A 21719-nucleotide genomic window follows, 5' to 3' on the forward strand; every position below is an offset into this window, starting at 1 on the left:
ACATGACTGCACCACGCTTGACGCTGCCCTCGCCTGCCAAACTGAATTTGATGCTGCATATTCTCGGTCGTCGTGAAGACGGTTATCACGAGCTGCAAACCATTTTTCAGTTTCTCGATTACGGCGATGAAATCACGTTCGCCGTGCGCGACGACGGCGTGATTCAACTGCACACCGAATTCGAGGGCGTGCCACACGACAGCAACCTCATCGTCAAAGCCGCGAAAAAACTTCAGGCGCAATCCGGTTGTGCGCTCGGCATCGATATCTGGATCGAAAAAATCCTGCCCATGGGCGGTGGCATTGGCGGCGGCAGTTCAAATGCCGCCACCACATTGCTCGGCCTGAATCACCTTTGGCAACTGGGCTGGGATGAAGATCAACTGGCCGTGCTGGGCCTGACACTTGGCGCCGACGTCCCGGTTTTCGTGCGTGGCCACGCAGCTTTCGCCGAGGGCGTAGGAGAGAAACTTACCCCTGTAGACCCCGAAGAACCGTGGTATCTCGTGCTTGTGCCGCAAGTATCTGTAAGTACAGCAGAAATTTTTTCAGATCCGTTGTTGACACGTAACTCTTCTCCCATTAAAGTGCGCCCCGTTCCCAAGGGAAACAGTCGAAATGACTGCTTACCGGTGGTAGCAAGGCGTTATCCAGATGTACGTAACGCATTGAATTTGTTAGGTAAATTTACCGAAGCAAAACTCACCGGAACTGGAAGTTGTGTGTTTGGGGGCTTCCCAAGCAAAGCTGAAGCTGATAAAGTCTCGGCCCTTCTTACAGAGACCCTTACAGGGTTTGTAGCAAAGGGAAGCAACGTTTCGATGTTGCATCGCAAGCTGCAAAGTCTGCTCTAAAGGAACCGATTACTGGGTAATCGTTGCAACAGATACAGGGGCGTCGCCAAGCGGTAAGGCAGCAGGTTTTGATCCTGCCATGCGTTGGTTCGAATCCAGCCGCCCCTGCCATTTTCCTATACTCATCCAGGTTACCCTCAGCCTTCAGGTACTGCGCGTGTCCAAGATGATGGTCTTTACGGGGAACGCTAACCCCGATCTGGCTCGGCGTGTTGTACGTCAGCTGCATATCCCTCTCGGTGACATCTCTGTCGGGAAATTCTCCGACGGCGAAATTACTGCCGAGATCAATGAAAACGTCCGCGGTAAAGATGTCTTCATTATTCAGCCGACTTGCGCTCCGACCAACGATAACCTGATGGAACTGGTAGTGATGGCTGATGCCTTCCGCCGCTCCTCAGCGACTCGTATCACTGCTGTAATTCCTTACTTTGGTTATGCCCGTCAGGATCGCCGTCCGCGTTCCGCACGTGTGGCTATCAGCGCGAAAGTCGTTGCTGACATGCTTACCGTAGTCGGCATCGATCGTGTTCTCACGGTTGATCTGCATGCTGACCAAATCCAGGGTTTCTTCGATATTCCGGTAGATAACATCTACGGCTCCCCAGTATTGGTGGATGACATTGAAGATCAGCGCTTCGAAAATCTCATGATCGTGTCCCCGGACATTGGTGGCGTCGTGCGTGCACGTGCTGTTGCCAAATCCTTGGGCGTGGATCTTGGGATCATCGACAAACGCCGTGAGAAAGCCAATCACTCTGAAGTGATGCATATCATTGGTGATGTCGAAGGGCGTACCTGTATTCTGGTCGATGACATGGTCGATACCGCCGGCACTTTGTGCCATGCGGCCAAGGCCCTGAAAGAGCATGGCGCTGCCAAGGTCTTTGCCTACTGCACACACCCTGTGCTGTCGGGTCGAGCGATCGAGAACATTGAAAATTCCGTGCTGGATGAGCTGGTGGTGACTAACACCATCCCGCTGTCCGCTGCAGCACAAGCCTGTGCGCGTATCCGTCAACTGGATATCGCACCGGTAGTTGCCGAAGCGGTCCGCCGCATCAGCAATGAAGAATCGATCAGTGCGATGTTCCGTTAAGGGCCCTGCCCTTTCCATTACATCTCGTTGACGAAAAGCGCCCCGCCCCGGCATTCCTGTCGGGGCGGGGCTTTTTTGCCCATATCGCCTTTAGCGCTGGTCGCAAACGCTGGGGCGAATGTGGTTATTTTGGAGATACAACATGAACGATTTTACTCTGAATGCTGAAGTGCGTTCCGACCTGGGGAAAGGTGCGAGCCGCCGCCTGCGTCGTCTCGCAAGCCTGGTACCTGCTGTAGTTTACGGTGGCGAAAAAGCCCCTGAATCCATCAGCATGCTGGCTAAAGAAGTTGCCAAACTGCTCGAAAACGAAGCGGCTTACAGCCACATCATCGAGCTGAACGTTGGCGGCACCAAGCAAAACGTAATCATCAAGGCACTGCAGCGCCACCCGGCTAAAGGCCACGTGCTGCACGCTGACTTCGTACGCGTTGTAGCCGGTCAGAAACTGACCGCTATCGTGCCTGTACACTTCGTTGGCGAAGCTGCTCCGATCAAGAAAGGCGGCGAAATTTCGCACGTTGTTTCGGAAATCGAAGTGACCTGCCTGCCAAAAGACCTGCCTGAATTCATCGAAGTTGACCTGGCTAACGCCGAAGTCGGCTCGATCATTCACCTGTCTGACCTCAAAGCCCCTAAAGGCGTTGAGTTTGTTGCTCTGGCACACGGTGATGACAAGGCTGTTGCCAACGTTCACGCTCCACGTGTTGCTCCAGAAGCTACCGAAGAAGGCGCAGCAGAGTAATTTCACTCTGTTCGCCGGAGTGCACGGAAACATCGCGGACTAGAACGTAGCGAGAAAGCGGGCGAGAACGCGGAGTTTACATAATGGTAAATGAGCTCTTGTCGTCCACTTTCGCCGCACACAGTTGTCGCGGCGATGTTATCCACCACTCCAAGGAAGGGCCCCTATCGTGACTGCCATCAAACTGATCGTTGGCCTGGGAAATCCAGGCGCTGAATACGAACAGACCCGGCATAACGCAGGGGCCCTTTTTGTTGAGCGCATCGCGAACGCACAAGGCGTTAACCTTGTGGCGGATCGTAAATATTTTGGCCTGACCGGGCGCTTCTCGCATCAGGGTCAGGATGTTCGCCTGCTGATTCCCACTACCTACATGAACCGTAGCGGCCAAGCCGTGGCGGCACTCGCGGGGTTCTTCCGCATCACGCCTGAAGAAATCCTGGTAGCGCATGACGAACTAGACTTGCCACCCGGCGTTGCCAAGCTCAAACAGGGCGGCGGCCATGGCGGTCACAACGGGCTGCGCGACATCATTGCGCAGCTGGGCAATCAGAATACCTTTTACCGCTTGCGGCTTGGCATTGGCCACCCGGGCGTTGCCAGTATGGTTTCAAATTTCGTCCTGGGTCGTGCGCCACGCGCCGAACAGGAAAAACTCGATGCCAGCATCGACTTTGCCCTCGGCGTGCTGCCGGATATCCTCGCCGGGGAATGGAACCGTGCGATGAAAAACCTGCACAGCCAGAAGGCCTGACTCACTCCTCGGGGAAAACACCATGGGATTCAATTGCGGCATCGTCGGCCTGCCTAACGTCGGCAAGTCCACCCTATTCAACGCCCTGACCAAATCCGGGATCGCGGCCGAGAACTTCCCCTTCTGCACCATCGAGCCGAACACCGGTATCGTGCCGATGCCGGATCCGCGCCTGGAAGCTTTGGCTGCCATCGTCAATCCAAAGCGCATCCTGCCGACCACCATGGAATTCGTAGACATCGCAGGCCTGGTTGCCGGCGCCTCGAAAGGTGAAGGCCTGGGCAACAAGTTCCTCGCCAACATTCGCGAAACTGACGCTATCGCCCACGTGGTCCGCTGCTTTGAAGACGAGAACGTGATTCACGTCTCCAACAGCGTCGACCCGAAACGCGACATCGAGATCATCGACCTTGAACTGATCTTCGCCGACCTCGACAGCTGCGAGAAGCAACTGCAGAAAGTTGCCCGCAACGCCAAGGGTGGTGACAAGGATGCCGTGGTTCAAAAGGGCCTGTTGGAGCAGTTGATCGCTCACTTCACTCTCGGCAAGCCAGCGCGCACCTTGATGAAGACCATGAATGCCGATGACAAAGCAGTCATTCGCGGCTTCCACCTGCTGACCACCAAACCGGTCATGTACATCGCCAACGTCGCCGAAGATGGTTTCGAGAACAACCCGCTGCTGGACATCGTCAAGGCTATCGCTGAAGAAGAAGGCGCCATGGTGGTTCCGGTCTGCAACAAGATCGAAGCCGAAATCGCCGAGCTCGAAGACGGCGAAGAGAAAGACATGTTCCTCGAAGCCCTGGGCCTCGAAGAGCCTGGCCTGAACCGCGTGATTCGCGCAGGCTACGAAATGCTGCACCTGCAGACCTATTTCACCGCTGGCGTCGAAGAAGTCCGCGCCTGGACCGTCCGCGTCGGTGCCACCGCACCACAAGCCGCTGGCGTGATCCACACTGACTTCGAGAAAGGCTTCATTCGCGCGGAAGTGATCGCCTATGACGATTTCATCCAGTACAAGGGCGAAGCCGGCGCTAAAGAAGCTGGCAAATGGCGCCTGGAAGGCAAGGAATACATCGTCAAGGACGGCGACGTAATGCACTTCCGCTTCAACGTCTGATCGTAATTCTGCTGTTACAGGCGGACTGAAAAGCCCGCCACCATGCCCTGTCATTCAGGAACATGGTGGCGGGCTTTTTTACGGCTCATGAAAACTCATAGCCTTAGAAGTACGTGGTTGCCCCGGCGAAAAATGCGCGACCCGGCACATAGAAAGTCGTCGAACCGTCGCGCAAGTCTTCATCCAGCAGGTTTTGCACACCCGCGTTGAGGGTCAGCCAATGGGTGACGGCCAGGTTCGCGGTCAAATCATACGTGGTGTAGGACTTGACGAAATCATTGCCAATGCCGCGCTGCTTGCCCACGTGTTGCGCCGAGACTTCAGTGTTGAGCTGATCAGTGACTTGCCAGTTGATTGCACTGAACGCCGACAACTTGGGCGCGCTGATCAAGTCTTCTCCTGTGGACAAGTTTTTGCTTTCCAGCATGTAAGTGGCGTTGGTACGCCAATCGACGGAATCGCCGAGCGGTACGCGAACCGACCCTTCCCAGCCACGTGTTCGGGCTTTTTCGACGTTTTCCAGCATGGTCCACCAACGCCCCTGATAGAAGCCCAATGGCGCGTACTCGATCTTGTCTTCGAAGTCGGTGTGGAAGTAGGTCAGCCCCGCCTCCCAACCGTTGCGGTCGAAAGACACGCCGATCTCTTTGTTGACGCTGGTTTCCGGAGCCAGGTTCGGGTTACCGGCCATCCAGCAACTGCCTGTGGTGTAACCCAACGGTCTCAGCGAACCGCAGCCTCGTCCGCCGGATTCTGTGGCGGCACCCGCGCTGCCTTCTTTCAGGCTCGGCGCACGAAAGCCTTTGGAAACACCGCCACGAACGGTCCAGTCAGGCTGCGGGTGATAGACCAGATACGCACGCGGGCTGTTGTGATTGCCGTACTTCTCGCTGTGGTCGAAGCGGTTACCCAAGGTCAGCGACAAGTTATCGAGCAGGAACAGTTCATCCTCGAAGAACGCAGCGGAGTAGTCGCCCTTAAGCGTTGAACCGCTCACACCGACGCCCTGATAGTCCACAGGCACGGTGCCAAGCGTATCGCTGTTGGTCAGTTCCTCGCGCTTCCATTGCCCGCCCACCGTCAGGCGCTGGGCAAGCAAAAACTCGAACGGCAGGTTGAGGCTGCCTTCGACAATTTTTTCTTCAGCGGTCGCTTTGCCCCAGTCGATGTCGTTCTTGAACTTGTTCAGGTACACATCCACTTTCGAGCTGCCGAAACTCCAGTCACCGGTATGAGATACCGAATAGCTGTCACGAATCAGGCGGCCGGCACCGAATTGATCGCCCACGGTTTCGTTGTAATCACCGAAGGTTTTCTTGCTCGCCCATGACTTCTCCACCCCGTGTACGGCCTCAAACGAAAGGTTTTGCTCGTCGTTGATGCGCCAGTCGAACAAGGCGTTGATGCTCTGATCCTTGGCACCACCAGCACCGTCGCCGTACATGTACTCGCCGGTGTTGTCACGACGCACATCCACTTCATCAGCGGCGCGGCGCGTAACGTTGGCGCCCAGTCGCAGGCCCAGGGAATCGGTCAAGGGCCCCGCCAGGTTGAGGCTGGTCTGGGTGGTCTGGCCACGGTCGGAATCTTCAGGAAGGGTGATGTTGGTGCTGGCTGAACCCGTCCAGGTTTTCGACACTTTGCGCGTGATGATGTTGATCACCCCGCCCATGGCATCCGAGCCGTACAGCGAAGACATGGGCCCCCGCACAATCTCGATGCGCTCGATCATGTTCGGTGAGATCCAGTTCAGGTCCTGGCGCGCCAGGTCGCGGCGATAACTCAAGTCACCCGACCCGCCAAGCCGTTTGCCATCGACCAGGATCAACGTGTACTTGTCATCGAGGCCACGCAGCTTGATTTTCGATTGCTCACCCACCGGACCAAAGCCGCCGGTAACCCCGGGAACGCGACGTAGCAATGCGTTGAGGTCGTACACAGGCTGGCGTTCGATTTCTTCACGGGTAATAACACTGACGCTGGCCGGCGCATCTCGCAGGTCAGTCGCCCCTCCGGAGGCTGTGACAAACGAGGTATCGAGTTCGGTTACGTTACGCCTTTCAACTTCACCAATGTCCTCCGCCAGAACCGTCGGGGCGCCTAGCAGCACCCCGGCGGCGAGCACAATGGAGTTGAAAAAACTGGGGGGATTCTTCATCACAAACTGTCCTTGTTTCACTAAAACGCACCTTTAAGGTGCATTGAAGGGCAAGGAGTGTAATGAAAATCAATATCATTTAGAAAACGTAAATGTACATATTTTGTAAAATACCAGCCTGGCTTACACCTTTTTGGTTCTCGGCAAGAAGATCGCCAACACGCCCAATAACGGCAGGAACGAGCACAGGAAATACACGTATTCAATGCCGCGGATGTCCGCCAGATGCCCCAGCAGCGCTGCGCCGATGCCGCCGAAACCAAACATCAAACCGAAGAACACCCCGGCAATCATCCCGACATTACCGGGCACCAATTCCTGCGCGTACACCACGATCGCCGAGAACGCCGAGGCCAGGATGAAGCCGATGACCACGCTGAGAATGCTGGTCCAGAACAGGTCGACGTGCGGCAAAATCAAGGTGAAAGGTGCAACACCGAGGATCGAGAACCAGATCACCGCCTTACGACCAATCTTGTCGCCAATCGGCCCGCCGAAGAAGGTCCCCGCCGCCACCGCTCCCAAGAACAGGAACAAGTGCAACTGCGAACTGGCCACCGACAGGTCAAATTTCTCGATCAGGTAAAAGGTGAAGTAGCTGGTGAAACTGGCCATGTAGAAATATTTGGAGAACACCAGCAAGCCGAGTACTACCAGCGCGCTGATCACTCGTTGTTTCGACAAACCGTGAGTCGCCGCCTGACCTTGCTTGAGCTTGAACAAGCTCAGGTGATTGGCGTACCAGCGGCTGATCCGGTACAGCACGAACAGGGCAAACACGGCAAACAGACCAAACCATGCCACGTGGCCCTGACCAAAAGGAATGATGATCGCCGCCGCCAGCAACGGGCCGAAAGCAGAGCCCGCATTACCGCCGACCTGGAACGTCGATTGTGCCAGGCCAAAGCGCCCGCCAGACGCCAGCCGTGCCACACGTGAGGCCTCGGGGTGGAAGGTCGATGAGCCGATACCGATCAACCCCGCCGCCAACAGAATCATCGCGAAACTGCCGACCACCGACATCATCAAAATGCCGATCAGGGTGCACACCGTGCCGGCGGGCAGTAGCCACGGCTTGGGATGGCGATCGGTGTAGTAACCAACCCACGGCTGCAGCAGCGAAGCCGTCAACTGGAACGTCAAAGTGATCAGGCCGACCTGGGTAAAACTCAGGCCGTAGTTAGCTTTGAGCATTGGATAGATCGACGGCAGCACCGACTGAATCAAGTCGTTGATCAAGTGCGCCAGCGCCACAGCACCGATGATGCGCATGACCAAAGGGCTGCTTTGTGGAGTCGCGGACGCCGGCGTATCGCCGGTCTGGGCATTACTAATAGCCATGAGTTTTTCCGTACAACAGGTGGGTGCAAACGGGCAGGTGCGTCAATGTGCCATTTTTCGGTGCGACAGCGCCATCCCCTTAGGCTGCTAACGACCTTCAATCAGCGGTGATAGCGTAACGCCATGGTCTGAATCTTGCGTTGCATAGTCCCTTCAACGCGGGCGCCTTACAAAGGGGTCCGACAATGGGAAGTTTCGCTACAGAGTTGGCCCAAAGAGCTGACAAGGGTGAACTTTCGAGGCCTTTAAAAAGGGCACGAGTCGCGGTCGCAATGACCCCGACGCACGCCGATGGTGCGTGGTGTCAGAGGAGTCGTGGGCATGCAGTCTTTTTTATCACCGGGAATCGGATTGCTGGGGCGTTTCGGCTTCGCGCGCAAATTTCAACTGTTGTTTCTGCTGTTTATCCTGCCACTGGCGGGCAGCCTGCTCATGATCGGGCAGGATTATCGCGACAAACTCAACCTTATTTCCGGCGAGCGCGCCGGCGTTCGGCAACTGCTCGCGCTGGATGCCTTGGACAACTTGCTGGCCGCTCAGCGTGATCGTGCTGCGCGTTGCCGCGCCACCGAAACCAATCGCCAGCCGACGCCTGCAACGCTGGCGGCGATGGCCGAATTCGATGCCGTGCAACCCGCCGTCGGCCAAGCCACCTCGGACCTGGGCACAGCCCTGAAAACCGAAGGTGCGGAAGGCGAAACGCTTACCCGCTATCAAACCCTGCAAACAGCCCTGAACGGGCTCGACTCAAAAAGCCTGAGCACCGTCGGTTGGTGGCCAGACGGATATGATCGGTTCACCAATGCCTTGAGCGCCCTGCAAGCGTTGCGCGAACAAATTGCCATGGACACTCGCCTGACCATCGCGCCGTGGCTTGAAACGTACTTGCTGACACAGATTTCCACACAACACGCGCCGGACCTGATCGAGCGCGTCGGTCGCTTGGCCAGCGTAGGCCAGGCATCAGTGGTTTCCGGCCAGTTCACCCTGCAAAGCCGCCTGCAATTGCGTGACTTGCGCAGCCGTATAGGTGACGCGCGCGAGCAATTGGTCAAAACCGCAAGCCTGCTGGAGGCGCGTTTGCCCAAGGCCCTGCGAGCCTGGAGCGAGCAATACCAGGACAGTCTCAAACACCTGGATGCAGAACTGAAAATGCTGGATGACGGCGTATTCGGTGGCAGCATCACGCTCAAACCAGACGCCTTCGAACGCAGCCTCGATGCCCTGCTCACCGACCTCGCCACGCTGCGCCAGCAATCGCTGGTATCGCTGGATCAACGCCTGGAAAACTACCACGGCTCGGCGATTCGGCAGCTCATGCTGGTGGCGGCCATTTTTGGCTGCCTGTTGCTGGCAGCGCTGTATCTGTTTGTCTGTTTACAGGCATCGATTCGTCGTAGCGCCAGCGGTATTACGCTGCTGGCCGAAGCGTTGCGTGACGGCAATTTGAGCCTGCAGGTGCCGGTACACGGACGTGACGAACTCGCAGCCATCAGCACCGCGCTCAATGTGGCGGTCGTGCAATTGCGCAACAGCTTGTTGGGCGTCGACCACGAAACCTTGCAGGTGAGCAACGCAGTGCGCTCACTCAACCATCATTCCAGCGGCGCTCTGGGCGAAGTCGAAGCGCAACAATTGCAGATCAGTCAGATTGCTGCTGCGGCCACGCAATTGGCGGCGACCTCGCAAGGCGTTGCTCACAGCTGCGAGCAAGCTTCTGGCAGCGCTCAACACACGCAACAAATTGCCGCTGACAGCAGCCGCGACAGCCAACGCACCACGGCCAGTATTCAGCAACTCAACCAGCGCCTGAACGACACCGCTGCCGCGCTGGGCCGTGTCAGTGAACAGGGCCAGCAGATTCAATTAGTGGTCGACACCATTCGCGGTGTGGCCGAGCAAACCAACCTGCTGGCCCTGAACGCCGCCATTGAGGCCGCGCGCGCCGGTGACCAGGGCCGTGGATTTGCGGTCGTCGCCGATGAAGTGCGCAGCTTGTCGAAACGCACCCAGTCGTCCACCGCCCAGATTGCCGGCACGGTCGATAGCCTGCGCAGCACAGTGAATGAAGCCGTGAGTTTGATGGAAGCAGCCTGTCGCCAGGCGCAAAGTGATGCGCAGTCGGTGACGGGACTGGGCGAGCGCCTCGGGGAAATTGCCCTCGCGGTGCAAGGCGTCACCGAAACGCTGGCGCACATCGCTACGGCGGTAGAAGAGCAGGCAACCACGGCCGACGAAGTCAGCGGCAATATCCAGCAGGTCGATCAAGCTGCCGTAAGGTTGCTGGAAGGTGCACGCGCGGTGAACCTGGCCGCCGACACCTTGAGCCAGGGCAGCAAGGCACTTAGCGAAAATACCGGACGGTTTCGCCTGAGTTGAAAACCAGCAGTGGCGCAGCCTTTGTGGGAGTGGGCTTGCTCGCGAATGGGTCAGGTCGGGCAACTTCTCAGTCGACTGTTAAACAGTCTTCGCGAGCAAGCTCGCTCCTGCAGCTACGTTATGGATTGATGATCGCTTGCGGGAAGTCCTGTTCCAGCTCGGCCTTGAGCCATTGGATAAACCACTCCACGTCCGCTGAGAGTTCGGCGGACGGGGTCAGTACGCGGTAGCTTTCGAGTTTGACTTCGACATCCACCACTCGCACCAGCACGCCACTCTTGAGCTCTTCGCGCACCAATACTTCGTTGGCCAGCGCAATGCCCTGCCCCTTCTCGGCCACCGACAGCGCATGGTCATTGTTGACGTACAGCATGTCCGAATTGAGGTGGACATCCAGGCCGTGAGCCGCGAACCACAGGTTCCACCACTCGCCGTCGTCAACGTGGATCAGGTTGTGTTTCACCAGATCAGCGGGGGTTTTGACCGAGTCGATGCTGGCCAGGTATTCCGGGGTGCAGATCGGAAACACCCGTGGGCAAATCAGGCTTTCTCGCGAGTGTGCGTATTGCCCGTCGAGGCCATAAACAATCCCCAGATCAGTGGTCTTGCCGTCGACATCGGTGAAGGTCGAGTTGGGCTCGATGGCAAATTTCAAACCCGGCCGTAAATGCCGCATGGCTTCGATGCGCGGCATCAACCAGCGCTTGGCGAAGCCCGGCACCACCATGATTCGCAGCCAGCGCTCAGCCTCCTTGGGTTGCGCCTCTTTGCCGGCGTCGATGATCAACTGCAAGGCTGCGTAAATCTTGCGGTGATACTTCTCCCCCGCCAGCGTCAGGGTTACGCCACGAGATGTGCGCTCGAACAATTGAACGCCCAACCATTCTTCCAGCAACTTCACGTGTCGGCCAATGGCTGGCTGAGTCACATGCAAGGCTTTGGACGCTTCGACATAGCTGCCCAACCTGGCCGCCGCGTCGAAGGCGCGCACAGCGTTCAGCGGCGGTAAACGGTGCTCAGGCATGGTTTCAGGCGCCTCGAAGCTATTAAATTATTTAACACCAGCTATGTTAAAACTGAAGTTTCGCTGCCGCAACCTCTCACTGATAATCGAACCACAGCAAAACAAAAAAACAGCTGGCTACACACTCAAACGCATCTCGATCCTGCCCAAAAAAATAATATCCATTGCTCGACGGTTCGGCTGTTAGCAGCAGCACCAAGGGCAATGGGGGAATCGGAGGTAACGCATGAATGCTGTGCATTCGCTGCAAACACTGGCGGTGTCAATCCGCTCGGTGCGCAAAGTCTACGGTGATCCACACACCGGCCCGGTGGCGCTGAAAAGCATCGACCTGGATATTCGCGACAACGAATTCTTCACCCTCCTCGGCCCTTCCGGCTGCGGTAAAACCACCCTACTGCGGATGATCGCCGGGTTCGAATTTCCGACCCAGGGCGAAATTCTGTTGTACGGCGAAAACATCGCCGACCGGCCGCCCTTCGAGCGCCCAGTGAATACGGTGTTCCAGCACTACGCGCTGTTCCCGCACATGACCATCGCCGAAAACCTGGCCTTCGGCCTGGAATCACACCCGATGGGTAAGGTGCTTGGTAAACCGCAGATTGCTGAAAGGGTGCGTGAAATGCTCGCCCTGGTACAAATGGAACGCTTCGCCAACCGCAAGCCAGCACAGCTTTCCGGCGGCCAGCAACAGCGAGTAGCACTGGCCCGAGCGCTGGCGCCACACCCCAAGGTGCTGTTGCTGGATGAGCCGCTCTCGGCACTGGACCTGAAGCTGCGCCAGGCGATGCGCGAAGAATTGAAAGCGATTCAAGCCAAGACGGGCATCACTTTTATTTTTGTCACCCATGATCAGGAAGAAGCCCTGACCATGTCCGACCGCATCGCCGTTTTGTCCGAAGGTGAAGTGCAACAGGTCGGACGTCCGGAGGACATTTACGAGCGGCCGAGCAACCGCTTCGTGGCGGACTTCATCGGCGAAACCAACTTCATCGAAGGCACGGTCACCCGCGTCGAAGAGGGCTTGGCCTGGTTTGCCGGTCCCGCCGGCCACCCATTGCCAGGGCAGCCGTGCGGCAACGTCAAGGTGGGCGCCAACGTCGTACTGTCGGTGCGCCCCGAGCGCCTGCATCTGGTGGCGAACAACACTGACGGCGCCTTGCCGTGCCGCATCGACTCGCAAATCTATCTCGGCACCGACCTGCAATACCACGTCAGCCTCAGCGACGGTTCACGCCTGACCGTACGCACACCCAACAGTGTCGACCACAGCCAGCGTTTTGCCGTGGGCAGTCAGGCCGGCCTGTTGTTCGACAGTGGAAGCGCCAGCGTTCTGCGCGATTGAGCATGAGGGTTTGCCATGCACGTTTTACCGATCACCAATACGCTGGAACGCCGTCGTGCATTCCAGAGCTTCCTCGGCGTCAGCCCCGCGCTGATCGCCATCGGCCTGTTTCTGATCGTGCCGATCCTGATCGTCATCGGCTATTCGCTGATGGAAGCCAATCCCTATGGCGGTGTGAACAAGGTCTTTAGCAGCGACGCCTATACCTCGCTGCTGTTCGAGCGGCAACTGGACGACAGCCTGACGTTCGCCGACTCGTACCTGATCATCGCGTTGCGCTCCATCGGCATCGCCGGGCTGACCACGTTGATTACCCTGCTGATCGGTTTTCCTGTGGCCGTGTGGCTGGCGATGCAGCCACCCAATCGCCGCGGCCTGTTGATCTTTCTGATCACGGTACCGTTCTGGGCGAATCTGCTGATCCGTACTTACGCCTGGATTCTGCTGCTGCGCAACACCGGGGTCATTAACAACAGCCTGATGGGGCTGGGGGTCATCGATCAGCCGCTGCAACTGCTGTACACCGATGGCGCAGTATTGCTGGGGCTTGTGTATACCTACGCGCCCTTCGTGGTGTTGCCGATCTACGCAACCCTGGAAAAAATGGACATTCGCCTGCTTGAGGCGGCGCAGGACCTTTACGCCGGGCGCCTGCGCACGTTGCGCAAAGTGGTTTTGCCTATCGCCAAACCGGGGATTCTCGCCGGTGCCATTCTCACCTTCGTGCCGTGCCTGGGCGCGATGATCGCCCCGGAATTACTCGGCGGCGGCACTCGCATGATGCTCGGCAACCTTATCTTCCGGCAGTTCAGCGACGCGCGAAACTGGCCATTCGGTGCGGCCCTGTCGCTGGTGCTGATGGCGGCGGTCATGCTGGTGCTGACGTTCTACGCCCTGCGCGCCGAACGCCAGCGCATCGCCAAGGGAGGTGAGTGATGTTGCGTTTATTCAAACGTAAAGGCCTTGGCGTGCAGGATTTTCCGGGCTTCGGTGGTTTCAGTTTCCTGTTTTACCTGTACCTCTACGCGCCGATTGTGGTGTTGGTGGTGTTCTCTTTCAACGCCAACCAGTCGGCAACGGTCTGGACCGGTTTCAGCCTGGATTGGTACCGGGTTGCCTTCGCCAATCAGGCGTTGCGTCAGGCGGCCGGCAACAGCCTGCTGATTGCGGTGTGTGCCAGCATGCTCGCCACGGCCATCGCCACCCTCGCCGCGCTGGGCACCTCACGCGGGGCCAAATTCAAAGGCCTGCAGCTGTCGATGGGCGCGATCATGCTGCCCTTGGTGTTGCCCGAAATCGTGGTCGGCGTCGCGACGCTTGCGCTGTTTTCAACCATCGGCCTGTCGCTGGGTTACGGCAACCTGATCATCGCCCATACCGTGTTCTGCATTCCGTTTGCCTACCTGCCGATTCGCGCCCGGTTGAACGACATGGACCTGTCGCTGGAGCAAGCCTCGGCCGATCTTTACGCCGGTCCATGGCGCACATTCCGCAAGGTGACCTTGCCCTTGCTGATGCCGGGGATTTTCTCCGGGCTGATGCTCGCCTTCATTGTTTCTCTGGATAACTTCGTGATCTCGATGATGGTCTCGCAAGCGGGCACCACGACGCTGCCGATCTTCATCTTCGGCCTGTTGCGCATGGGCGTGACACCGGACGTCAACGCCGTTTCGACCCTGATCCTGGGTGTCTCGGTGCTGTTCGTCAGCCTGTCTTATCTGCTGAGCAAAAAGAACACCTGAACCTTCTACTGACTGTGGGGAAATCGCATGAGCAAGTTGATTGCAAGCATCACAACCTCGTTGTTGCTGGCGTTGCCGCTGACCATGGCGGGCAGCGTTCAGGCCGCAGAAAAACTCAACGTGGTGAGCTGGAGTGGCTACTTTTCGCCGGAAATTCTCGCCAAGTTCCAGAAGCAGACCGGGATCGAAGTGACTGTGGATTCCTACGACTCCAACGAAACGCTGCTGGCCAAGCTCAAACAGGGCGGCGCGGGGTATGACGTGGCTATTCCGTCGCACCAGTTCATTCCGATCCTGATCAAGGAAAAACTGCTGGAACGCTTCGATCCGGTCAACGAACCCTACTACGCCGGCGTCGTCGACAACCTCAAAAAGCCGACTTGGGACCCCGAAGGTGCCTACTCCATGCCGTTCATCTGGGGCACCACCAGCGTGGTGCTCAACGGCGATCGCTACAAAGGCCCGACCGACAGCTACAAAGTCCTTTATGAGCCACCGGCCGAGTTACAGGGGCGGATCAACATGTTCGATTCGGTCAGTGAAGTCATCGACATGGCCAGCCTGTACCTGAATATTCCGTTGTGCACCGAAGACCCCAAACAAATGCAGCAAGTGTTGACGCTGCTTAAAGCGCAAAAACCTTTCGTCAAGACCTACAGCTCCAAGGCCGGATCGATTCGCGAAAACCTGGCGGCTGGCGAAATCGACATGTCGATGTTCTGGGGCGGTTCTTCAATGCGTGCCCGCGAAATGAAACCGAGCCTTAAATACCTCTATCCGAAAGAAGGTGTACTGGCGTGGGTCGACAATATGGTTATCCCGACGGGCAGCAAGAACCCGGCAAACGCCAAGGCGTTTATCGCGTTCCTCAGCCAGCCTGAAAATGCCGCGATGACCCAGAATTTCCTCAAGCACCAGAGCCCGATCAAAGGCGTAGAGCCGTTCCTGGATGCAAGCCTCAAGGATGCCCCGGAACTGCACATTCCCGACGGTACAAACGTTGTGTTCAGCAAGACGTGTGGCGAAGGGGCGATTCGCCTGGCCGACCGCTTGTGGACCAACCTGATGCGTTGATCTTTACCGCCCCGTCGCATTGGCGGGGCGCTTCTCCAGCCGTCTGAAAGGCAGCGTTGCAATGACCTCTAACAACAACATCAGCGAACTGGTCCTGCTGCAGGCCCATGAACTCGCCGAGCGTATCCGCCTGCGCCAGGTTTCCTGTCGGGAAGTGATGCAGGCTTATCTTGCCCATATCGAACGCTTCAACCCACGGGTGAACGCGCTGATCAGCCTGCAAACGCCGGAAGACCTGCTGGCTCAGGCCGATGTGCGCGACGCTGAACTGGCACGCGGTCAGTACCTTGGCTGGATGCATGGCTTGCCGCACGCGGTGAAGGATTTGTCCCTGACCAAGGGCATTCGCACCACACTGGGTTCGCCGCTGTACAAAGATTTTATCCCGCAGCGCGACGGGATCATGGTGGAGCGAATCAAAGCCGCAGGCGCCATTATCATCGGCAAAAGCAACACCCCGGAATTCGGGCTCGGCTCGCAAAGCTACAACCCCTTGTTCGGCGCTACCGGTTGCGCGTTCGACCCGAGCAAAACGGCGGGCGGCAGCAGCGGTGGCGCGGCGGCGGCGCTGGCCATGCATTTGGTGCCGGTGGCTGACGGCAGCGACATGATGGGTTCACTGCGCAACCCGGCGGCCTTCAACAACATCTTCGGTTTCCGTCCGTCCCAGGGCCGCGTGCCATTCGATGACAGCGCCGACCTGTTCATCGACCAATTGGGCTACGAAGGCCCGATGGGCCGCAGCGTACGCGACGCTGCGTTGCTGCTGTCGGTACAGGCTGGGGGTGATGCCCGGGCACCGTTGTCCATCGCCGAATCGGGCGGCCAATTTGCCGCGCCCCTGGAGCGTGATTTCAAAGGCACGCGACTGGGTTGGCTGGGGGACTTCAATGGCTATCTGCCGATGGAGAAAGGCATCACCGAACTCTGCGAAAAAGCCTTCGTCGATTTCGAAAGCCTGGGCTGCCAGATTGAATCGGTACAACCGGCGTTCGCCCCGCAACAGTTGTGGGGCAGTTGGCTGACCTTGCGTCACTGGATGGTCGCCGGCTCTTTGGGCGCCGCGTATGCCGACCCGCAAAAACGCGCACAGCTGAAACCGGAAGCCTGCTGGGAAGTTGAAAACGGCTTGAAACTCTCGGCCAGCGATGTATTCAACGCGTCCGTAGTGCGCAGCAACTGGTACCGGGCGATCTCCAGGCTCTTCGAAGACTTCGATTACCTGCTGCTGCCCAGCGCTCAGGTGTTCCCGTTCGATAAAACCCAAGCATGGCCAACCTCGATCGAAGGCGTGACCATGGACACCTATCATCGCTGGATGGAAGTGGTGATCCCCGGCACGCTGTCCGGTTGCCCGGTGGCCAATGTGCAAGTCGGGTTCAACGAAGCAGGCTTGCCCATGGGCCTGCAAATCATCGGCAAGCATCAGGCCGACTTCGCTGTCCTGCAATTGGCCCACGCATACGAACAGGCCAGCCGCTGGTTCCAACGCTGCCCTTCGCCACTGCTCAGTGAGAGATTTTGATAAACGGTTGATAGCGTAGATAAATTTTTTAAAAAAAGCGCTTGACGCATATTCGTTTCCCGCGAATAATGCGCGCCACTTGGCTACATAGCTCAGTTGGTTAGAGCATAGCATTCATAATGCTGGGGTCCGGGGTTCAAGTCCCTGTGTAGCCACCAAGTACCGATTTACAGATGTCTCAGGATGTCTATAAATCAAAACAAGAAGCCCGCCTAGTGCGGGCTTTCTTGCGTCTGGAGTATTGTTTTCAGGACATCATCACCCGTTCCAGATAGCCCGGGCGATGGTTGCGACGCTCTAGCGAGGCCCACGTGGTGGGCTTGTGGGTACCGAATCAGCCAGGCACGGCCGTATGTTCACGAGGCAGTTCGGGGGCAATCCCCATAAACCTGCGCACCCGCTCCCCGGCAGCTTCTCGCCGTATGGCCTCGGGCGAGGCATCCAGCTGAACCTTGCCGTCCTCCATAAAAATCACGCGGTCCGAGATCGACATGGCGAAGTCCATTTCATGGGTGACGATAACCATGGTCATCCCTTCATTGGCGAGGTTACGGATAACGCTCAGCACTTCGCCCACCAGTTCCGGGTCAAGCGCCGAGGTCGGTTCATCGAACAACATGATGTCGGGATCCATGGCCAGCGCACGCGCAATGGCAACGCGTTGCTGCTGCCCACCCGAGATCTGGTGTGGGTATTTGCCGGCGTGGGCCAGCAGGCCAACTTTGTCCAGCAAAGGGTAAGCACGCTGTTCGCAAGCACGTTTGGAGGCGCCGTGGTAACGCGGTGCCAGGGTGACGTTGTCGAGAATGGTGCGGTGTGGGAACAGGTTGAAGTTCTGAAACACCATGCCGATGCGGCGCACACCTCGGCGGATTCGCGCGTTATTGGGTGTGTCGTGAGCACCGATAAAGCGTTCGCCGAACAACATGATGTCGCCCTGATCGATGGCTTCCAGACCATTGATTGTGCGAATCAGCGACGTTTTGCCAGAGCCTGACGGGCCGATGATGGAGATCACCTCACCGGACTTCACGTTCAGGTCGATGCCCTTGAGCACTTGATGTTCGCCGTAGCATTTGTGGATGTTGCTCAACTGCAGCGCCGGGATTTCTATCGGCTGGACGTTGCGCGCTACTGGCCTGTGGGCGCTGAGGGTTTGGCGCAGCGTGGCGGTGGCTTTTTCGTTGAGGCTTTGCGGTTTACGCGTGCTCAGGTCCAGGTAACTTTCCAGCCACTGCAGCAGTTGGCCGAACACGGTGACGATCAGCACGTAGTACACCGCGACGGCCAGCAAGGTTTCCATCACCAGAAAGTTTTGCGCGTAGAGCCGTTGGCCGACGGTCAGAATTTCGGTCAACGAAATAACCGAGATCAGCGAAGTCAGTTTGACCACGGTGATGTACTCGTTAATCAGCGTTGGCAACGCAATGCGAAAGGCTTGGGGAATGACCAGTAACCGCTCGATGCCCACCGTCCCGATGCCCAACGCGCGCCCTGCTTCTTTCTGGCCTTTTAGCACCGACAGCAGACCGCCACGATGGATCTCCGCCATGTACGCCGACTCAGTCACCACCAAGGCTAACAGGCCTGCGTAAAACGGGTTTTGCAGCACCGCGCCACTGGCCGGAAAAATCTGCGGTGCGTTGTACACAAACACCACCAAGACCAGCAGCGGCACACTGCGAAAGAACCAGATATAAACCGCGGCCGGAACACGCAGCAGACGGGTTTTCGAGAGTTTGGCCGAGGCCAGGAAAAAGCCGAGGATCAGGCTGAGAAACCAGCTCAAGGCGCTGAGCTCGATCACCACCAGGCAGGCTTCCCAGAAAGGCCTCATGGAAAACAGCGATACAAAATAGGACCAGTCAAATTGCATAAGGAACTCCCGTGGCCGCCCGCACGGGGGCGGCCTTGTCCTAGAGGAAAGTCAGTCAGGGATCGCGTCGAGGTTGTATTTCTTGAGGATTGCCGCGTACTCGCCATTGGCCTTGCTCTGGGCCAATGCTTGAGTCAGGGCCTGGAAGGTCGCGTCGTTGCCTTTCTTGACATAGATACCCAGCGTTTGTGGGTAGATGAGTTGGTCCGAGGCGATCACCACGCGCCCGCCCGTGCGTTTGATGATCATCTGCGCGGCGCCGCCAATTTCCACTTGGGCTTCGATGTTTCGCGACAACAGGGCCTGGGTGACTTCCGGGGAGTTGGGGTATTCGTTGACGGTGATCGCGCCTTTGTTATTTGCAAGGCAGTAATCGGTGGAGAGCTGGCGGAATTTGCCGACCCAGATACTGGCTTGCAAGAGGCCGATCTTATGGCCGCAAAGATCCTCCGGCACTTGTGCCTTCAGCTCGCTTCCCTTGGGCACCAGAATCGCTGCGCCGGCCTGAGCGTAAGGGATCGTTTGGGCTTGAAGCTGGCGTTCCGGCGTGATGTACATCCCGGAAATAATGGCGTCGTAGTGCCCGGCGTTGAGGCCCATGATCAGGTTCGGAAACTTGGTGTCCAGCATCTGGGTCTTCAGACCCAGGTGCGCGGCCATGGCGTCGATCAATTCCGGATCCGAACCTACGACTTTATCGCCATCGTAAGATTCGAAGGGCGGGTAGGTAATTTCCATGCCGATTTTCAACACGCCCGGTGTGGCGGTCACATCGGCCTGGCTCTGTCCGATGCACAACAGTGAGGCGGCGAACAAGGCAACGCGGGTCATGCGCGAGGATTTACTAAACATAGAAGCGAGCTCCTGTATGAGCGACGCTCGGGGCGTCGCTCAGGTTTTATTGTTGTTGGATGAAGCGCTCGATGTGGCGGGTGATTACTCGTCGTCCCGCGCCGGGATCCACCACTCTTCGCCGCGCACGGTGCTGATGTATTCCGGCCAGCGGAATTGGTGCGGAACCTTGAAGTCTTCAGGCAGCAACGGTGCCTGCCATTGCGTACCGCCGATGCCGCCGCCGGTGCGTTCGTTGAACTCGCGTTGGGCGGCGTGCAGCAGATCGGGTTGCGTGAACAGGTCGACCAGCGAGGTACCAATGGTTTTGGCTGCGACGTTGATCATCGGATCGATGGTCTGGCGAATCCCGCCCAAGGCGTTGGAGACCCAGTCCGGATAGGTGTAACCCGCCGGTGCCGAGAGCATCGGCCGCGCCACATACAGGCGCACGGTTGGGCAATGCCACGTGTATTCCGGGTAATCATCAGACGTCAGGTATTGCTGCCAGGCCGGCATTTGCAGGCGCAGCTGGCGTTCGCATTCCCGGGGTTCCATCAGTGCTTCGGTCGCTGGCAGGAAGGGCTTGGCCATGGGTTCCAGATTGAGATTGGCCTGGATTTCCTGGGCGATGGCAATGGCTTCAGCGTCCCAGACCGGCGCACCAATGGCGGCCAGATTGTCGTAGGTCGCCTGGGCCATCACGTGGTTGGCCAAGCCACCACGAGATTTGCAAACCCAGGTCTTTTTCCATTGGCAACCGGTGGCCATGCACACCGCCGCCGCGTTGTTGTCCATCACCTGGGAAATGGTTTCGGCTTGTTCGATGGAGTCGCACCGCAGCAGGTACTGGATTTGCGCAATGTGCGGCGGCAGGTTGTCGGCAGTCGCTTGGCCGGCAGTCAGAATGGCTTCGTTGAAACTCCACAGGCCGGTGAATGGCAGCGTCGAACGGCGCAGGCTTTCGTTCAAGGTGTAGAAGTGCACCAGCGCATCGTTGGCACCGGGTGCGCGAGCGGCGAGGTGGTTTTGCGGAATCGGGCTGTACTTGTCGGCGGCGATCCAGTTCTGCGGTTCTTCGCAGGTAAAGGTGTAGATATAGGAATAGGCGATGCCGCAGTGGGTGTCCCACGTGGTGGTGTTGTTCAGCGGCAGCATGTAGGTCGGGTGAAAACTGATGGCGGCGTCCAGGTCATCGTAGTAACCCTTGGCGGCGTGCACCGGTTTCGAAGCCCGGAGTTTTTCCGCAGGTTCGCCGAAGAATTTGATAGTGCCCTGAATACCGAATTCCAGCATGGCCGCCTTCGCTGCCAGCGCGCCGCCCAGCGCACTGATGCCGAGCGCCGAGTGCGGGTCGGTGTGGCCGGGGGCAAACTTGGACAGGCCATCGCGTGGCATTTTTTGAGTGGTGGCGGCCTGGCAATTACCGGGCACTGCATCGTATTCGGCGTAGGTGGCGAGGATCGGGCCTTCGCCTTGGGTGAAGGTCGCGCAGAACGCGGTGGGCATGCCGCCACTGCCTTCTTCCACCGTGAAGCCTTCCTTGCGCAGCAGCTCGACGTACCAGGCGCAGGATTTGTACTCACGAAACGCTGGCTCGGCGAAATGCCATATTTTCTGGTGCCAATCGGATAATTGCTGACGATTACTGTCGATCCAGTCCAGGACGAATTGCTTGTGCTGCAGCATGGCTTCCACCTCGGCTTTTTTTGTTTTTAGGGGTCGGGATCGTCGCGTTGACGTCTCGTTTCGCCGTAGTATTGGTGAAGCAAAATAAACAACAATCGAAAAAAACCGGCAGTGATTGAGTAAATAGTTTTACCTTTCGCAAGGCGCACGGGTGCCTGTA

Annotated in this window: 17 protein-coding genes and 2 tRNA genes; 13 read left to right on the plus strand and 6 right to left on the minus strand. The window is 57.8% G+C overall.

What is annotated here, in order from left to right; all coding sequences use genetic code 11:
- Positions 1-2: 2 nt before the first annotated feature.
- The 6 genes from ispE to ychF all read left to right on the plus strand — a co-directional run bounded on the left by ispE (position 3) and on the right by ychF (position 4575).
- Positions 3-854: a 4-(cytidine 5'-diphospho)-2-C-methyl-D-erythritol kinase gene (gene ispE, locus ACQR3R_RS22045; RefSeq protein ID WP_428275311.1), complete on the plus strand. Its 852-nt coding sequence runs from the start codon at positions 3-5 to the stop codon at positions 852-854.
- Between the two features lie 36 nt (positions 855-890).
- Positions 891-965 (plus strand) — tRNA-Gln (locus tag ACQR3R_RS22050).
- A complete protein-coding gene (locus ACQR3R_RS22055) occupies positions 934-1953 on the plus strand; it encodes a ribose-phosphate pyrophosphokinase (RefSeq protein ID WP_428275313.1) in 1020 nt (339 codons plus the stop codon). Before ACQR3R_RS22050 ends, ACQR3R_RS22055 begins: the two co-directional genes overlap by 32 nt.
- Before the next feature lie 142 nt (positions 1954-2095).
- Entirely contained in the window at positions 2096-2698 is a 603-nt protein-coding gene (locus ACQR3R_RS22060) for a 50S ribosomal protein L25/general stress protein Ctc (protein ID WP_428275314.1), read from the plus strand.
- 169 nt (positions 2699-2867) lie between these two features.
- The gene (pth, locus tag ACQR3R_RS22065; protein WP_428275315.1) at positions 2868-3452 is read left to right on the plus strand and encodes an aminoacyl-tRNA hydrolase; all 585 of its coding nucleotides are present in this window, start codon (positions 2868-2870) and stop codon (positions 3450-3452) included.
- A 22-nt stretch (positions 3453-3474) separates the two neighbouring features.
- Positions 3475-4575, plus strand: a complete 1101-nt coding sequence (gene ychF / locus ACQR3R_RS22070) for a redox-regulated ATPase YchF (RefSeq protein WP_428275317.1) — start codon at positions 3475-3477, stop codon at positions 4573-4575.
- Between the two features lie 103 nt (positions 4576-4678).
- On the opposite strand, the gene ACQR3R_RS22075 is transcribed toward ychF, so the two are convergent.
- Positions 4679-6733, minus strand: a complete 2055-nt coding sequence (locus ACQR3R_RS22075) for a TonB-dependent receptor domain-containing protein (protein ID WP_428275319.1) — start codon at positions 6731-6733, stop codon at positions 4679-4681.
- Positions 6734-6856: 123 nt separating this feature from the next.
- On the minus strand, positions 6857-8074 hold the full coding sequence (locus tag ACQR3R_RS22080) for an MFS transporter (protein WP_428275321.1): 1218 nt from the start codon (positions 8072-8074) through the stop codon (positions 6857-6859).
- A 321-nt stretch (positions 8075-8395) separates the two neighbouring features.
- Here ACQR3R_RS22080 and ACQR3R_RS22085 point away from each other — a divergent pair, with 321 nt between their 5' ends.
- A complete protein-coding gene (locus ACQR3R_RS22085; protein WP_428275323.1) occupies positions 8396-10453 on the plus strand; it encodes a methyl-accepting chemotaxis protein in 2058 nt (685 codons plus the stop codon).
- A 118-nt stretch (positions 10454-10571) separates the two neighbouring features.
- On the opposite strand, the gene ACQR3R_RS22090 is transcribed toward ACQR3R_RS22085, so the two are convergent.
- Entirely contained in the window at positions 10572-11477 is a 906-nt protein-coding gene (locus tag ACQR3R_RS22090) for a LysR substrate-binding domain-containing protein (RefSeq protein ID WP_428275325.1), read from the minus strand.
- A 226-nt stretch (positions 11478-11703) separates the two neighbouring features.
- On the opposite strand from ACQR3R_RS22090, the gene ACQR3R_RS22095 reads away from it, so the two are divergent.
- From ACQR3R_RS22095 to ACQR3R_RS22120, 6 genes are all read left to right on the plus strand, one after another.
- A complete protein-coding gene (locus ACQR3R_RS22095; protein ID WP_428275326.1) occupies positions 11704-12822 on the plus strand; it encodes a polyamine ABC transporter ATP-binding protein in 1119 nt (372 codons plus the stop codon).
- Between the two features lie 15 nt (positions 12823-12837).
- Complete coding sequence (locus tag ACQR3R_RS22100) at positions 12838-13758, plus strand: ABC transporter permease subunit (protein ID WP_428275327.1); 921 nt, start codon at positions 12838-12840, stop codon at positions 13756-13758.
- Positions 13758-14564, plus strand: a complete 807-nt coding sequence (locus ACQR3R_RS22105) for an ABC transporter permease subunit (protein ID WP_428275328.1) — start codon at positions 13758-13760, stop codon at positions 14562-14564. The genes ACQR3R_RS22100 and ACQR3R_RS22105 overlap by 1 nt, the downstream gene beginning before the upstream one ends.
- A gap of 27 nt (positions 14565-14591) precedes the next feature.
- Complete coding sequence (locus ACQR3R_RS22110; protein WP_428275329.1) at positions 14592-15638, plus strand: extracellular solute-binding protein; 1047 nt, start codon at positions 14592-14594, stop codon at positions 15636-15638.
- 61 nt (positions 15639-15699) lie between these two features.
- Complete coding sequence (locus ACQR3R_RS22115; protein ID WP_428275331.1) at positions 15700-17163, plus strand: amidase; 1464 nt, start codon at positions 15700-15702, stop codon at positions 17161-17163.
- Between the two features lie 81 nt (positions 17164-17244).
- Positions 17245-17321 (plus strand) — tRNA-Met (locus ACQR3R_RS22120).
- A 176-nt stretch (positions 17322-17497) separates the two neighbouring features.
- On the opposite strand, the gene ACQR3R_RS22125 is transcribed toward ACQR3R_RS22120, so the two are convergent.
- From ACQR3R_RS22125 to ACQR3R_RS22135, 3 genes are all read right to left on the minus strand, one after another.
- Positions 17498-19039 carry an ABC transporter permease subunit gene (locus ACQR3R_RS22125; protein ID WP_428275333.1) on the minus strand — a complete coding sequence of 514 codons (1542 nt, stop codon included), beginning with the start codon at positions 19037-19039 and terminating at the stop codon, positions 17498-17500.
- 51 nt (positions 19040-19090) lie between these two features.
- On the minus strand, positions 19091-19891 hold the full coding sequence (locus ACQR3R_RS22130) for a transporter substrate-binding domain-containing protein (RefSeq protein WP_428275334.1): 801 nt from the start codon (positions 19889-19891) through the stop codon (positions 19091-19093).
- A gap of 84 nt (positions 19892-19975) precedes the next feature.
- Positions 19976-21559, minus strand: a complete 1584-nt coding sequence (locus tag ACQR3R_RS22135) for a hypothetical protein (protein ID WP_428275336.1) — start codon at positions 21557-21559, stop codon at positions 19976-19978.
- Between the last annotated feature and the right edge of the window lie 160 nt (positions 21560-21719).

This window comes from Gordonia sp. IEGM753, assembly GCF_050321825.1.
Lineage (GTDB): Bacteria > Pseudomonadota > Gammaproteobacteria > Pseudomonadales > Pseudomonadaceae > Aquipseudomonas.